Raw genomic sequence first — 13,614 nt, forward strand, 5'->3', positions numbered from 1 at the left:
ATGAGGACTTGAACCTCACGTGGCGGGAGGTCCTACGGTCGTCATGTGACCCGTTGGAGCATCGGTGACCTGGCCAAAGCGAGCGGACTGACCGTCCGCACGCTGTACCACTACGACGAGATCGGACTCGTGGGCGCATCCGAGCGCACGACCTCCGGTCACCGTCGGTACACCCCGGAAGACGTACGTCGCCTCTATCAGGTGAGATCGCTGCGCCAGCTCGGTCTTTCCCTGGAGGAGGTCCGCGCGGCTTTGTCCTCATCGGACTCGCTGCGCCCGCTCTTCGAGGCCCAGCTGGCCGCGCTCACCGAGCAGGCCCGGCAGGTGGACGCGCTGCGGTCGCGGATCGCCGCACTGCTCGACGGTCACACCACCGAATCCCTTCTGTCCACTTTGGAGATGATGTCCGTGTACGAGAGCTACTTCACCGCCGACCAGCTCAACGACCTGCGCTCGCGAGCGGCCTCGCTCGGCACCGAGGCCGTCGAGGCGCTGAAGGCCTCCTGGCTGGAGCTGGTCAAGCAGCTGCGGCAGCACATGGCCGACGGCACGCCACCCTCGGACCCGCGCGTGGTCGAGCTGTCGCGCCAGTGGGACGAGCTCGGCGCGAAGTTCACCGGCGGCGACCCGGCGATCCAGGCGGCGGCGCAACGGTCGTGGGAGGAGAACAAGACGGCGATCAGCACGCAGATCGGCTGGCCCGCCGAGGACGGCCTGATCGACTACGTCGGTCAGGCACGCGCGGCCCGGTGACGTTGCCGAATCGGCAAAATCGCCGGGTGAGGCCGGCTCGGGCTCGGTAGAAGTGGGTCATGCCCTCTGATGACCGTCGCCTGCAGGCCGCCAACCCGACCGGGTGGTTCGAAGATCTCTACGCGGAGGCCGAAGCCGGCACGGCCTCCGTCCCGTGGGACCTCCCCCATCCCCAGCAGCACCTCGTCGAGTGGGCCCACGAGGCCCCGGACGGCCTGGGCCGCAGCGCTCTGGTCGTCGGGTGCGGCTACGGCCGCGACTCGGAGTTCCTCGCCTCGCTCGGCTACGACGTGACGGCGTTCGACATCTCCCCCACCGCCATCGCGGCCGTCCAGGCGCGCTACCCGAAGTCGAAGGTGTCCTACGTCGTCGCGGACCTGCTCGACCCGCCCGCCGAGTGGCACCGCGCGTTCGACCTGGTCGTGGAGAACATGACCGTGCAGGCACTTCCCGTCGCCAAGCACGCCGCGGCCATCGAGAGCGTGGCTTCACTGGTCGGCTCGACGCTGCTCGTGCTGGCCGTCGCGCGCGACGAGGGCCCGGAGCCGGACGGCCCGCCGTGGCCGCTCACGCGCTCGGAGATCCTCGCGTTCGAAACCGGTGGCCTGACCGCCCGCCGCGTGTTCCGCGACGAGTCCCGTTGGCTGGCCGAGTTCGGACGCTAACTGGCCATGAACTGGCCACTTATGACTGAGATCTGCCGAATAGCGTGAATCATGCTCGTTCGTCGGCTGATCGCCCGTTTGCTCGACTGGCTGCTGGTGCTGGTCGTGGCGTGGCCGTTGGTCCACGAACCCGTGCTGGTGGTGCTCTGCGCGGCGGTCTACGACGCTCTGCTGCTGCGCTGGAACACCCTCGGCAAGGCCCTCACGGGGCTGCGGGTCGTGGGCCCCGCGTCCGGCCTCGGCCTCAGACGGGTGCTGGCCCGCACCCTGATCACGACCGCGCTGCCCGGCGCGGGCGTCGTCCTGGTGCTGACCGGTCTGGGCTGGCGGGAACCGGCGCTGATGGCGAGCCTCGGCTGGCAGCAGCCGTGGGTCGTCATCGGCGAGCACCTGCCCGTCGGCTCCGCGGGGTGGCTCGCCTCGTTGCTGATGGTGGGCGGGTTGGCGTTGCTGGCGCTGTCCGCGGTGGAGACGCTCGACCTGCGCGGGACGCGGACGTGGCACGACCGGAAGGCCGGCACGGCCGTGGTGCGCCTCAAAGCCTCGATCCGATGAACCGCAACGCGTCCGGCAGCACCCGCCGCCAGTAGCCGCCGTCGTGCGCGCCGTGGTCGAACGACCCCTGCCCGCCCACCGCCCGCGTCAGGTCCTGCGCGGCGTCGTGGAACGGGTCCTCCTGCCCGCACCACACCGCGACCGGTGACTTGATGCTCGCCGTGTGCCGCAACGGTTCGTGCTGCGCCCACACCTCCTCCGACGCGAAGCCGTTGATCGTCTGGGCGTCGGCCCACGTCGGGAACAGCGCCGGGCTCACCGCCGCGACGGCCTTCAACGGCTGCCGGGACGCGAGGTCGAGCACGCCGAAGCCGCCCATCGACACGCCCAGCGCCGCGTCGAACGGCACGGGCGGGGTGAGGTTCACCCAGTAGTCGTCGCCGCCGTCGAGCACCGCGCACCGGAACTTCGCGCCGTTGAGGAACTGGGGCAGGCCGAGGTCCTGCCACCACGACACGCTGCCGCCGCGGCCGTGCAGCACGAGCACGGCCGGGCCGTCCGTGCCCATCCACACGCCCCACGGCGTCGGCTGAACGGGTACTCCCGGCACGTCCGGCACCACGCCGTCCGGGCCGGTCCAGCCGAGCAGTCGGCGGCCGCGCGGAGTCAGCGCGCCGTACGTCCCCAGTGCTCCGACCAGGCCCGCGCCGCCCAGCAAGACCGTCCGTCGTGGAATCCCCATGCCGTCCAGTGAAACAGAACGTGCGCACAATGTGCGCCGATCATGACAAGCGTGGACACTTTGACACTGCCAGACCTGCGGCACCGGACCCAGGATTCACCGATGGAAACCGACCGCGTTCGCCGTGTTTCAGCAGCGTAACAGGGGGTTGAACGATGGCAGTCGAGTCCTCTCCGCCCCAGGTCACACCTGACGGTCGCGTCGAGCTGAGCGACGTGAGTCCCATCCGGGACAGCAGGTTCTTCAACCCCGAGCTGGCGCCGGTGCCGATCGAGCAGCGCACCTGGACGACCTACAACTTCTTCGCGCTGTGGATGGGCATGGCGCACAACATCCCCAGCTACACGCTCGCGGCGTCGTTGATCGCCCTGGGCATGGACTGGGTGCAGGCGTTCCTCACCATCACCCTGGGCAACCTGATCGTGCTGGTCCCCATGCTGCTCAACAGCCACGCCGGCACGAAGTACGGCATCCCGTTCCCCGTGTTCGCCCGCGCGTTCTACGGCGTCCGCGGCGCCAACCTCGTGGCGTTGCTGCGCGCGTTCATCGCGTGCGCCTGGTTCGGCATCCAGACGTGGGTGGGCGGCAAGGCGCTGCACGTGATCATCGGCAGGCTGGCCGGTGAGGGCTGGAGCAAGGCCTCCGTCGTGGGCGGTCAGCCGTGGACGTTGTGGTTGTGCTTCTTCGGGTTCTGGGTCGTGCAGATGCTCGTGATCTGGCGCGGCATGGACGCGATCCGGCGGTTCGAGAACTGGACGGCGCCGCTGGTCAGCATCGGGTTCCTGATCCTGCTGGGCTACGTGCTGGTGAAGGCGGGCGGGTTCGGGCCGATCCTGCACTCGGGCAGCAAGCTCGGCTGGGGACCGGAGTTCTGGAAGGTCTTCTTCCCCTCGCTGATGGGCATGATCGCGTTCTGGTCGACGCTGTCGCTGAACATGCCCGACTTCACCCGGTTCGGCGGGTCGCAGCGCAAGCAGGTCACCGGGCAGATCCTCGGCCTGCCGACCACGATGTCGTTCATCGCGATCGTGGCGATCCTGACGACGTCCGGCGCGCAGGCGATCTACGGCGAGGCGATCTGGGACCCGGCCGACCTCGCGTCCCGGTTCGACAGCACGCTGCTGGTGCTCATCGCGCTGATCTCGCTGGTGCTGGCGACGATCTCGGCGAACCTCGCGGCGAACGTCGTGAGCCCTTCCTACGACTTCTCGAACGCGTTCCCCAAGCGCATCACGTTCGCGATCGGCGGCCTGATCACCGGGGTGGTCGGCATCCTGATCCAGCCGTGGCGGCTGATCTCCGACCCGAGCATCTACATCTTCGCGTGGCTCGGGTTCTACGGCGGTCTGCTGGCCTCGGTGGCCGGGGTGTTCGTCTCCGGGTACTGGGTGATCAAGAAGACCCGGCTGGAGCTGGGCGACCTCTACCTGGACGGCAGGGGCGCGTACTGGTTCAACGGCGGCTGGAACTGGCGTGCGGTCGCGGCGACGCTCGTGGGCTCCGTGCTCGCGGTCGGCGGCGCCTACGGCGGGCCGTTCCCGGCGGACGGGCTGATCCCGTTCCTCAAGCCGCTCTACGACTACAACTGGGTCGTCGGTTTCGTGGCCGGCTTCCTGGTTTTCCTCGCTCTCAAAGACAACACGGCAAAGGAGACGACCAGGTGAGCAACATCATCCGGGCGGCGCTCGTCCAGCAGAAGTGGACGGGCGACAAGGAGTCGATGATCGCCAACGCGGTCGAGCACATCCGCACCGCCGCTTCCCAGGGCGCGCAGGTGTTGTGTCTCCAGGAGCTCTTCTACGGCCCGTACTTCTGCCAGGTGCAGGACGCCGACTTCTACTCCTACACCGAGGCGATCCCGGACGGCCCCACGACGGAGCTGATGAAGGAAGTCGCCGCGCAGAACAACATCGTGCTGATCGTGCCGATGTACGAGGTGGAGCAGCCCGGCGTCTACTACAACACCGCGGCCGTGATCGACGCGGACGGCACGTACCTCGGCAAGTACCGTAAGAACCACATCCCGCAGGTCAAGGGGTTCTGGGAGAAGTTCTACTTCAAGCCCGGCAACCTCGGTTACCCCGTGTTCGACACGGCGGTGGGCCGGATCGGCGTCTACATCTGCTACGAGCGGCACTTCCCGGAGGGCTGGCGCGCACTGGGGCTGGCGGGCGCGAAGATCGTGTTCAACCCGTCGGCGACCTCGCGGTCGTTGAGCGAGTACCTGTGGCGGCTGGAGCAGCCCGCCGCGGCCGTCGCGAACGAGTACTTCGTCGGCGCGATCAACCGGGTGGGCGTGGAACCGTTGGGCGACAACGAGTTCTACGGTCAGACGTACTTCGTCTCGCCGCGCGGCCAGCTGGTCGGCGAGGCCGCGTCCGACACCGAGGAGGAGCTGGTCGTGCGCGACCTGGACCTCGACCTGCTGACCGAGGTCCGCGACACCTGGGCGTTCTACCGCGACCGCCGCCCGGACACCTACGAGGGCCTGGTGACGCCATGAGCGTGTTGATCCGCAACGGCCTGGTCATCAACGCGACCGGCTCGCACGCCGCCGACGTGCTGATCGAGGGCGAGCACATCGCCGCCCTGGTGACGCCGGGGTTCGAGGTGCGGGCCGACGAGGTGATCGACGCGGCCGGGAAGTACGTGATCCCCGGCGGTATCGACGTGCACACGCACATGGAGATGCCGTTCGGCGGCACCCAGTCCGCGGACACGTTCGAGACCGGCACGACCGCGGCGGCGTGGGGCGGCACGACCACGATCGTCGACTTCGCGGTGCAGCCCAAGGGTTCTTCGCTGCTGTCCACTCTGGACAAGTGGCACAGCAAGGCCGACGGCAACTGCGCGATCGACTACGGCTTCCACATGATCATCTCCGACGTGAACGACGCGTCGCTGAAGGAGATGGAGTCGTGCATCGCGGCCGGGGTGAACAGCTTCAAGATGTTCATGGCCTACCCCGGCGTCTTCTACGCCACCGACGGCGAGATCCTGCGCGCCATGCAGAAGGCGCGCGAGACCGGTGCCACGATCATGATGCACGCCGAGAACGGCATCGCGATCGACCAGCTCGTGGCCCAGGCGCTGGCGTCCGGCCTGGGCGACCCGGTGCAGCACGGCCTGACCCGTCCGCCGGAGCTGGAGGGCGAGGCCACCTCGCGCGCCATCCAGCTGGCTCGCGTGACCGGTTCCCCGTTGTACATCGTGCACCTGTCGGCCGCGCAAGCGCTCGACGCCGTCACGGCTGCTCGGGACACCGGCCAGAACGTGTTCGCGGAGACGTGCCCGCAGTACCTGTACCTGTCGCTGGAGGACCTCGCGCGTCCCGGTTTCGAAGGCGCCAAGTACGTGGCTTCACCTCCGTTGCGCCCCAAGGAGCACCAGTCGTCGTTGTGGCGTGGTCTGCGGACCAACGACCTCTCGGTGGTCAGCACCGACCACTGCCCGTTCTGCTTCAAGGACCAGAAGCAGCTGGGCCTCGGCGACTTCTCCAAGATCCCCAACGGTATGCCCGGCGTCGAGCACCGGGTGGACCTGCTGCACCAGGGCGTCGTGAAGGGCGAGATCACCCGTGAACGCTGGGTCGAGATCGCCTCCACCACCCCGGCCCGCATGTTCGGCATGTACCCGCGCAAGGGCGTGATCGCACCGGGCGCCGACGCCGACGTGGTGATCTACGATCCGGCGGCGACGCAGACCATCTCCGCCGAGACCCACCACATGGCCGTGGACTACTCGGCCTACGAGGGCTTCGACGTCACCGGCCGCGTGGACACCGTGTTCTCCCGTGGCCGCAAGGTGATCGCCGACGGCGCCTACCACGGCTCGACGGGCCACGGCCGCTTCGTGTCCCGCGACCTCAACCAGTACCTCGTGTAGAGAAGGGCGTTCCCGTGGACTTCGGCATCGTGCTGCAGACCGACCCGCCTGCGCGGGACGTGGTGGAAGGCCTCCGCGCCGCCGAGGACTGCGGCTTCCGCTACGGCTGGACGTTCGACTCCTGCGTGCTGTGGCAGGAGCCGTTCGTCATCTACTCCCAGGTCCTGGCTGCCACCCGGGACCTGGTCATCGGCCCCATGGTGACCAATCCGTCCACAAGGGACTGGTCGGTGACGGCGTCGCTCTTCGCCACGCTGAACGACATGTTCGGCAACCGCACGGTCTGCGGCATCGGCCGGGGCGACTCGGCCCGCCGCGTGATCGGCCAGAAGCCCGCCTCGCTGGCCACGCTGGGCGAAGCGATGCACGTGATCAAGGAACTGGCCGAGGGCCGTTCCGTGGAACACCACGGCACAGCGGTGCAGATCCCGTGGGTGCGCAACGGAAAGCTCGAAATGTGGATGGCGGCCTACGGGCCTCGCGCGTTGAAGATGGTCGGTGAGCAGGCCGACGGCTTCATCCTGCAGACCGCCGACCCGGACATCGCCCGCTGGACCATCGGTTCCGTACGGGAAGCCGCCGCTGCCGCCGGCCGCGACCCGTCCGCGATCACGATGTGCGTGGCCGCTCCCGCCTACGTCGGAACCGATCTCTCCCATCAGCGGGATCAGTTGCGGTGGTTCGGCGGCATGGTCGGCAACCACGTGGCGGACCTCGTCGCCCGATACGGTGATTCCGGCGTCGTGCCCAAGGCCCTGACCGACTACATCAAGGACCGCGAGGGCTACGACTACTCCCACCACGGCAAGGCGGGCAACCGGTCGACCGACTTCGTGCCGGACGCGATCGTCGACCGCTTCTGCCTGGTGGGACCGGAGTCCGCGCACGTCGAACGGCTGCAGGAGCTCAAGGAGATCGGCGTCGACAACTTCGCGCTGTACCTGATGCACGACGAGAAGGACAAGACGCGCGACGCCTACGGCTCCTCGATCATCTCAGCGGTCTAGCACCCTCCGAAAATTGTCAGACCCTCCCCGTAACGTGCCCCACATGACCAATTCGCTGTCCGTGGTGCACTGCGAGGGCTGGAACCCGTCCTCGCGCGAGATCGTGGGTCGGCTCCCGGTCGCGGTCGCGCAGCAGCGTGACCGCGCCGGTGAGCAGTACGCGTTCTGCTTGGTGGAACCGGAGTCCAGACGTGTCGTCAGAGTCGGCGAGATCGCCTGGGCCGCGGGCTTCGCCCGGCTGTGGTTCCTCGACGCGCTAGGCAGACGCGAGCGGGTGGTCGAGTACCGCGTGCTCGACGGCCGGTTGTTCCGGCTGAACAGTCGCCAGTGGACGTACGCGACCGCCGACCAGGCCGAGTTCGACGAGAGCACGGGGTACTCGTCGCAGTCGTACTCGCCGAGCGGCCGCTCGGAGTTCGCCACGAAGGTGGTGGGCGAACACGCCGGCATGTTCTACCACCAGCCGACCGTCGACGTGGCCGACCTGTTCAGCGAGGTGCCGCGCTTACCCGACTGGGCGTCGTTCGCCGAGGTGCCGCCCGGCGTCGCGCTGGTGCTGGAGGACCCGGCCGAGGAGTCCGCCGAGCCTCCGTGGCGTCCGGCCACACCGCTCGCGGCCGACGGCATCGAGGCCGCGTTCGCCCCCGGCCGTCGCTGGACGGTATCGGGCCGCACGGTGGTGACCGAGGTCGCGGACGCGGGCATCGTCCGGATGCCGAGCGGCCAGGTCATCGCCGCCGAGCCCAGCTTCCTGAACGAGGACCTGGAGCCGTTCACCGTCTCCGTGCCGCCTGGCGACTACCGGGTGGAGCTGGGCCTCATCCGGTTCGAGGACGACCCGGCACACGTCCGCGTCACGGCGGCCAAGCTCGTGGTGTCCACCGAACCCGTCGCGACGTGGGAACCGGCCCTGGAGGCCGGTTCAGACCCACGGCTGCTCGGCGACAGCGAGTACTACGGCTTCGGCGTCGACGCAGGCACGGGCTGCTTCGTCGACGCCGCCGCCCGCGAGGCGTTCGAGCGCATCCTCGACTGGGAGACCGCCGAGGCCGCCCTGCTCGAAGACATCGCGGGCGCCCGCACGGTCGTGGTGCCCGATCCCGAGTCGGGAGCAACGCTGGTCGCGTACGCCACGGGCTGGGGCGACGGCTCCTACCCGACCTGGATCGGCCGCACCGCGAGCGCCGAGGTCGCCTGCTTCGTCTCGGACATGCTGATCCTGCGCCACCTCACACCGGTGGCCGAGGAGGTGATGAGCTGACGACTCCCGTCAGCGAACCGTCCTGATCCGGCCGTCCTACTCGCCGAGGTCGCCTGCTTCATCCCGGACACGCTGATCCTGCGCCACCTCACACCGGTGACCGGGGAGGTGATGAGCTGACCACTCCCGTCAGCGAACCGCCCTGATCCGGCCGTCCCACTCGCCGGTGAGCTCGGGCAGCAGCTCGGCCAGCTGCACCGGGTACACGGTGTCCTCAGTGGACTCCAGCTCCGCCGCGCTCCACCACCGGTAGCCGGAGATGCTGGTCTCCTCGACGTCGTTGAACCCCGAGGTGTCGACGTCCAGGCTGTCGACGGTGGCGTGAAAGAACCACTCCTCGGCGTCGAACGTCTCGCCGTCGAAGCTGAACACCGCGCGCCGACGCCAGACCGGCCCGACCAGCTGCTCCGGGCTGAGCTTCAGCCCGGTTTCCTCGAAGGCCTCGCGGACGGCGGCGTCGCGAAGCTCCTCGCCGTCCTCCACCCCACCGCCGACGGTGAACCAGAAGAGCTCCTGAGGGCGGGCCGGGTCGAACCCCTGGAAGAGCAGCACGCGGCCAGACGCGTCGGTGAGCACCACGCGGGCGGACGGCCGCGGCCTGAGCAACACGGCGTCGGACGGCGACGCGGGCTCGGCGATCTCGAAGTACGACGGCTGCGGCGCGGTGCCGGCCAGCCGCAACCACCGGACGATGCGGCGCCGCCGCTGCAGCAATGTGTCACGCACAGCGTCGTTGTGCACGCGGCGGGCAAGGACCACGCGCTCCTCCGCGTCGGCCAGCTCGGCCGCGAGCGCCGACGGCAGCTTCGTGCGGTCCAGCGCGCCCAGCAGGCCGGAGAGCTCGTTCTCGGCCAGTTCGCGCTCGGCCCGCGAAGCCGACTCGGCACGGGACGCGGCGGCGGACAGCTCGGGGTCGAGCAGCGCGCGGGTCACCACGGCGCGGCGGGCCAGGGCGGCGTCCAGGGCGGCCCAAGCGGCGTCGGTGCGGACGTGCAGGCGGTCCAGGCGGTTAGCGATGGCGAGGATCCACGCGGCCAGCAGAAGCGTGACCAGGACGACGACGAGCGCGGTGGTCATGGCCGAGCCGCCCGGTGTGGAACGGCGGCAAGGCGGTCGACGGCAAAGTGGCCGGCGGCAAGGCGGTCGGCAGCAAGGCAGCCAGCCGCGGAGCGACCGGCAGCAAGGTGGCCCGCGGTCAAGTACCCGGTCATGCCGCGCTCAGCCCGTGCGGACCGGCAGCGATCGAGGCCGGCGACGACGAACATCGCGGTCACGCCTCACTCACCCGGCGCGGATCGGCGGCGATGGCCGTCTCGTACACCCGCAGCACCTGCCCGGCCACCACGGACCAGTCGAACGCCTGCACCCGCTGCGAAGCCAGATCCACGTACTCGGCGCGCAACCCGGAGTCCCGCAACACCGAGCGCAGGGCGTCCGCGAGCGCGGCGGCGTCCCCCACCGGGAACAGCACCCCGGCCTTGCCGTCGTCCAGCACGCGCCGGAACGCGTCGAGGTCCGAGGCCACCACGGCGGTGCCGGCGGACATGGCCTCGGTGAGGATGATGCCGAACGACTCGCCGCCGGTGTTCGGGGCGACGTAGACGTCCACCGACCTCAGCATGCGGGCCTTCTCCACGTCGTCGACCTGGCCGAGCAGGTCGACGCGGGAGGCGAAAGGGCCGTCGAAGGAGGACTCGCCGCGGCCCACGACCAGCAGCCGCAGGTCGGGGAACTCGGCGGCGATCAGGCCGAAGGCCTCCCACAGCACGGGCATGCCCTTGCGCGGCTCGTCGTAGCGGCCCACGAAGCCGATCGTGCCGCCCGGGCGCGGGTAGCCGTCCAAAGTGGACGCCGAGGCGAAGAAGTCGACGTCGACGCCGTTGGGGATCTCCACCGCGTCGCCGCCGAGGTGCTCGACCTGGACGCGGCGGGCCAGTGCGGAGACGGCGATGCGGGCGGTGACCTTCTCCAGGAACGGTTGCAGCACGCCCTGGAACGCCGAGAGCATCTTGGAGCGCGGGGTCGAGGTGTGGAAGGTGGCCACGATCGGGCCGTCGGCGACCATCAGGGCCAGCATCGACAGCGACGGCGCGGTGGGCTCGTGCAGGTGCAGGACGTCGAACGAGTGCTCGTCGATCCAGCGGCGGACGCGCGCGTAGGAGACCGGGCCGAAGGACAGGCGGGCCACCGAGCCGTTGTACGGGATGCCGACCGCGCGGCCCGCTGAGGTGACGAACGGCGGCAGGGTCTGGTCGTCGTCGGCGGGGGCCAGGACGTTGACCTCGTGCCCGAGGCCGATCAGGGCGCGGGCGAGGTCGACGACGTGGGCCTGCACTCCCCCTGGCACGTCGAAGGAGTACGGGCAGACGATGCCGATCTTCACCGCGAGAGCCTCCTGGCCAGTGCGGCACGGCGGCTCGCGGGCAGGTCGGCCAGCCAGAGCTTCTGCAGCATGTGCCAGTCGGCCGGGTGGGCGGCGATGTCGGCGGCGAACACGTCGGCTACCGCCTGCGTGGCCGCCTGGACGGTGCTCACCTTGATCGGCGGGTGGATGCGGAAGTGCCAGCCGTCGTCGGTGAACCAGCAGCCCACCGGCAGCAGCGCGGCGCCCGTCGTCGCGGCCAGATGCGCTGGGCCCGCGGGCATCAGGGTCTGCTCGCCGAAGAACGTCACCGGGACGCCGGACGAGGTCAGGTCGCGGTCGGCCAGCAGGCAGACGACCTTGTTCGCCCGCAGCCGCTCGGCCAGCACCGTCGCGGGTGGACGGTCGCCGCCGTGCAGCGGCAGCACCTCGAACCCGAGGGTCTCGCGGAACTCCACGAACTTCCGGTACAGCGACTCCGGCTTCAGCCGTTCGGCCACGGTCGTGAAGGTGCCGGAGTGGCCCACGAGCCAGACGCCGGCCATGTCCCAGTTGCCGCTGTGCGGCAGAGCGACGACCGCGCCCGTGCCCTCTTTCAGCGCGGCGTCGAGGTTCTCCACGCCGCTGATCATCGAGTCGCACTTCTCGTAGACCGCGCGCAGGTCCATCGACGGCAGCCGGAACGCCTCGCACCAGTAACGCGCGTACGAGCGCAGCGAGTCGCGCACGAGCTCGTCCAGCTCCTCCTCGCCCGCCCGCGGCACGACCCGGCGCAGGTTCGTGCGCAGCTGCCGGACGCCCTCGCCGCCGCGGCCGGCCGCGTAGTCGGCACCGACGCGGAACAGCGCGCGCGCCCACTTCTCCGGCAGCAGGCGGATCAGCCGCCACCCGGCGGTGTATCCGGCGGTCGCGAGGTTCACGCGGCCTCCCGTGCGGACTTCGCCACGGCCAGGATCCGCTGCAGCACGGTCGCCACCGTCATGACCGCGAGCAGCCACAGCGCGATGTCCATGAGGTGCGGCACGCCCAGGCCCTGCACGCCGGCGCCGACCAGCGCGACGATGAAGCGCTCGGCCCGCTCGGCCAGACCGCCGTCGGCGCTGAGCCCGGACGCGTCGGCGCGCGCCTTCACGTACGAGATCACCTGCGAGGCGACCAGGCAGATGAAGCCGGCCACGGCCGTCCAGCGCGCACCGGTGTCGAACGCGTACCAGGTGAGCGCCGCGAACAGCGCCCCGTCCGCGATGCGGTCGCAGGTGGCGTCGAGCACGGCGCCGAACTTCGTCGGCCCCTGCGCTCGGGCCATCGCCCCGTCGATCAGGTCGAGCAGCACGAAGAACGTGACGAGCGCGCAGCCGAGGAACAGCTGCCCGCGGGGGATGAACCACAGCGCGCTGGCGACGGCGCCGGCCGTGCCGACCACGGTGACGACGTTGGGCGTGAGGCCACGCGCCAGCAGCCACGCCCCGATCGGATCGGTGACGCGCGAGACGGACGCGCGAGCGAAGATGTTCAGCATGGCGTGTCGCAGCCTAGCTGGACTGCTGAAACGCGCTGCTCGCGGGTGAGGCGGCACCCGCGAGCGAACAGGGTTCAGCCCAGTCGCCGGTGATCTTCGGCGATCCGCTTCAGCAACGCCTGCAGCTCCTCCCCCCGCACCGCCAGCCGTTCCAGCCGCCCGAACAGCGCGAGGTACTCGCGCACGTCCAGGGGGTCGGTGATGGTGGCGTTGCCGGTGAGCACGCTGACCGTCACCACGCGCTCGTCGTAGATCTGGAAACCGTGCAGGGCGACGACGTTCGCGTCCGCCGACCACGGCACCACGCACAGCCGGACGTTCGGGCGGCGCTGGATCGCGACCAGGTGCTCGACCTGTTCCGCCATCAGCTCCGCCGACCCCATCCGCCAGCGCAGGGCGCTTTCGGTCAGCACGAACACGAACTGCTTCGCCAGATCGTCCATCCGGGCACGCCGTATCCGCAGCGCGGCCACGGCGGCCTCCTGCTCGGACTGCGGCATCGTCCCCAGCACGATCCGCAGGTAGGACTCGGACTGCAGCAACGAGGGCACCAGGTTGACCTGGAAGAACCTCGATGTCGCGGCCCGCGCCTCCACGCGGCTGATCGTCTGCTGGTGGCGGTGCGCTCCGCGGTGCAGCACGACACGGCGGGTTTCCGCCTCGGCGTGCAGCGACCTGGCGAGTTCGACCAGTTCGATGCGCGTCTCTCTCGTCGCGGCCAATTCTGCGACGAGACGCTCCACGTCGGTGACAGACGGGAGCAGCATGCCGTTCTCGATCTTCGACAGCTTGGACTGGCTCATCCCGGTGGCACGGGCGGTGGCCGTGCCGGTCATCTTCGCCTCGGTGCGCAACCGGCGTAACTCACGCGAAAGCCGTTCTCTTGCTAATCGCGAACGCTCAGGTGCGGTCATGTTCGCACCGT

14 protein-coding genes are annotated in these 13,614 nt (G+C 69.7%); 8 read left to right on the top strand and 6 right to left on the bottom strand.

What is annotated here, in order from left to right; genetic code table 11:
* The first annotated feature begins 45 nt into the window (after positions 1 to 45).
* Genes ACWEIJ_RS31665 through ACWEIJ_RS31675 form a run of 3 tightly spaced genes read left to right on the top strand, consistent with a single transcriptional unit; the run spans position 46 to position 1,973 of the window.
* Positions 46 to 753 carry a MerR family transcriptional regulator gene (locus tag ACWEIJ_RS31665; RefSeq protein WP_449840909.1) on the top strand — a complete coding sequence of 236 codons (708 nt, stop codon included), beginning with the start codon at positions 46 to 48 and terminating at the stop codon, positions 751 to 753.
* A 59-nt stretch (positions 754 to 812) separates the two neighbouring features.
* Complete coding sequence (locus tag ACWEIJ_RS31670) at positions 813 to 1,418, top strand: class I SAM-dependent methyltransferase (protein ID WP_449840910.1); 606 nt, start codon at positions 813 to 815, stop codon at positions 1,416 to 1,418.
* A gap of 51 nt (positions 1,419 to 1,469) precedes the next feature.
* Positions 1,470 to 1,973, top strand: a complete 504-nt coding sequence (locus tag ACWEIJ_RS31675; protein ID WP_449840911.1) for a hypothetical protein — start codon at positions 1,470 to 1,472, stop codon at positions 1,971 to 1,973.
* Here ACWEIJ_RS31675 and ACWEIJ_RS31680 read toward each other — a convergent pair.
* Complete coding sequence (locus ACWEIJ_RS31680) at positions 1,954 to 2,655, bottom strand: hypothetical protein (protein ID WP_449840912.1); 702 nt, start codon at positions 2,653 to 2,655, stop codon at positions 1,954 to 1,956. The genes ACWEIJ_RS31675 and ACWEIJ_RS31680 overlap by 20 nt on opposite strands.
* Positions 2,656 to 2,810: 155 nt before the next feature.
* Here ACWEIJ_RS31680 and ACWEIJ_RS31685 point away from each other — a divergent pair, with 155 nt between their 5' ends.
* From ACWEIJ_RS31685 to ACWEIJ_RS31705, 5 genes are read left to right on the top strand one after another with little or no spacing between them, the layout of a single operon-like run.
* Entirely contained in the window at positions 2,811 to 4,319 is a 1,509-nt protein-coding gene (locus ACWEIJ_RS31685) for an NCS1 family nucleobase:cation symporter-1 (RefSeq protein ID WP_449840913.1), read from the top strand.
* A complete protein-coding gene (locus tag ACWEIJ_RS31690) occupies positions 4,316 to 5,158 on the top strand; it encodes a nitrilase-related carbon-nitrogen hydrolase (RefSeq protein ID WP_355447128.1) in 843 nt (280 codons plus the stop codon). The genes ACWEIJ_RS31685 and ACWEIJ_RS31690 overlap by 4 nt, the downstream gene beginning before the upstream one ends.
* Entirely contained in the window at positions 5,155 to 6,540 is a 1,386-nt protein-coding gene (hydA, locus tag ACWEIJ_RS31695; protein ID WP_449840914.1) for a dihydropyrimidinase, read from the top strand. Before ACWEIJ_RS31690 ends, hydA begins: the two co-directional genes overlap by 4 nt.
* A gap of 14 nt (positions 6,541 to 6,554) precedes the next feature.
* Positions 6,555 to 7,547, top strand: coding sequence for a TIGR03842 family LLM class F420-dependent oxidoreductase (locus tag ACWEIJ_RS31700; RefSeq protein ID WP_449840915.1), 993 nt, complete (start codon positions 6,555 to 6,557; stop codon positions 7,545 to 7,547).
* A 43-nt stretch (positions 7,548 to 7,590) separates the two neighbouring features.
* Positions 7,591 to 8,808 carry a DUF4241 domain-containing protein gene (locus ACWEIJ_RS31705; RefSeq protein ID WP_449840916.1) on the top strand — a complete coding sequence of 406 codons (1,218 nt, stop codon included), beginning with the start codon at positions 7,591 to 7,593 and terminating at the stop codon, positions 8,806 to 8,808.
* A gap of 129 nt (positions 8,809 to 8,937) precedes the next feature.
* Here the strand turns inward: ACWEIJ_RS31705 and ACWEIJ_RS31710 are convergent, their stop codons facing one another.
* The 5 genes from ACWEIJ_RS31710 to ACWEIJ_RS31730 all read right to left on the bottom strand — a co-directional run bounded on the left by ACWEIJ_RS31710 (position 8,938) and on the right by ACWEIJ_RS31730 (position 13,603).
* Positions 8,938 to 9,885 (bottom strand): NUDIX hydrolase, encoded by a 948-nt coding sequence (locus ACWEIJ_RS31710; protein WP_449840917.1) that lies wholly within the window; start codon positions 9,883 to 9,885, stop codon positions 8,938 to 8,940.
* A gap of 193 nt (positions 9,886 to 10,078) precedes the next feature.
* Complete coding sequence (locus ACWEIJ_RS31715) at positions 10,079 to 11,191, bottom strand: glycosyltransferase family 4 protein (RefSeq protein WP_449840918.1); 1,113 nt, start codon at positions 11,189 to 11,191, stop codon at positions 10,079 to 10,081.
* Positions 11,188 to 12,090 (bottom strand): phosphatidylinositol mannoside acyltransferase, encoded by a 903-nt coding sequence (locus tag ACWEIJ_RS31720; RefSeq protein ID WP_449840919.1) that lies wholly within the window; start codon positions 12,088 to 12,090, stop codon positions 11,188 to 11,190. Before ACWEIJ_RS31720 ends, ACWEIJ_RS31715 begins: the two co-directional genes overlap by 4 nt.
* The gene (pgsA, locus tag ACWEIJ_RS31725) at positions 12,087 to 12,689 is read right to left on the bottom strand and encodes a phosphatidylinositol phosphate synthase (protein WP_449840920.1); all 603 of its coding nucleotides are present in this window, start codon (positions 12,687 to 12,689) and stop codon (positions 12,087 to 12,089) included. Before pgsA ends, ACWEIJ_RS31720 begins: the two co-directional genes overlap by 4 nt.
* A 74-nt stretch (positions 12,690 to 12,763) precedes the next feature.
* Positions 12,764 to 13,603, bottom strand: a complete 840-nt coding sequence (locus tag ACWEIJ_RS31730) for a helix-turn-helix domain-containing protein (protein ID WP_449840921.1) — start codon at positions 13,601 to 13,603, stop codon at positions 12,764 to 12,766.
* Positions 13,604 to 13,614: the final 11 nt, after the last annotated feature.

The organism is Lentzea sp. NPDC004789 (assembly GCF_053601075.1).

What these genes read in the sequence shown, in the direction of transcription:
- ACWEIJ_RS31680 (WP_449840912.1), bottom strand. Translation starts at nt 2,655, where the DNA reads ATGGGGATTCCACGACGGACGGTCTTGCTGGGCGGCGCGGGCCTGGTC.
- ACWEIJ_RS31710 (WP_449840917.1), bottom strand. Translation starts at nt 9,885, where the DNA reads ATGACCACCGCGCTCGTCGTCGTCCTGGTCACGCTTCTGCTGGCCGCG.
- ACWEIJ_RS31675 (WP_449840911.1), top strand. Translation starts at nt 1,470, where the DNA reads ATGCTCGTTCGTCGGCTGATCGCCCGTTTGCTCGACTGGCTGCTGGTG.
- ACWEIJ_RS31685 (WP_449840913.1), top strand. Translation starts at nt 2,811, where the DNA reads ATGGCAGTCGAGTCCTCTCCGCCCCAGGTCACACCTGACGGTCGCGTC.
- ACWEIJ_RS31670 (WP_449840910.1), top strand. Translation starts at nt 813, where the DNA reads ATGCCCTCTGATGACCGTCGCCTGCAGGCCGCCAACCCGACCGGGTGG.
- ACWEIJ_RS31705 (WP_449840916.1), top strand. Translation starts at nt 7,591, where the DNA reads ATGACCAATTCGCTGTCCGTGGTGCACTGCGAGGGCTGGAACCCGTCC.
- hydA (WP_449840914.1), top strand. Translation starts at nt 5,155, where the DNA reads ATGAGCGTGTTGATCCGCAACGGCCTGGTCATCAACGCGACCGGCTCG.
- pgsA (WP_449840920.1), bottom strand. Translation starts at nt 12,689, where the DNA reads ATGCTGAACATCTTCGCTCGCGCGTCCGTCTCGCGCGTCACCGATCCG.
- ACWEIJ_RS31730 (WP_449840921.1), bottom strand. Translation starts at nt 13,603, where the DNA reads ATGACCGCACCTGAGCGTTCGCGATTAGCAAGAGAACGGCTTTCGCGT.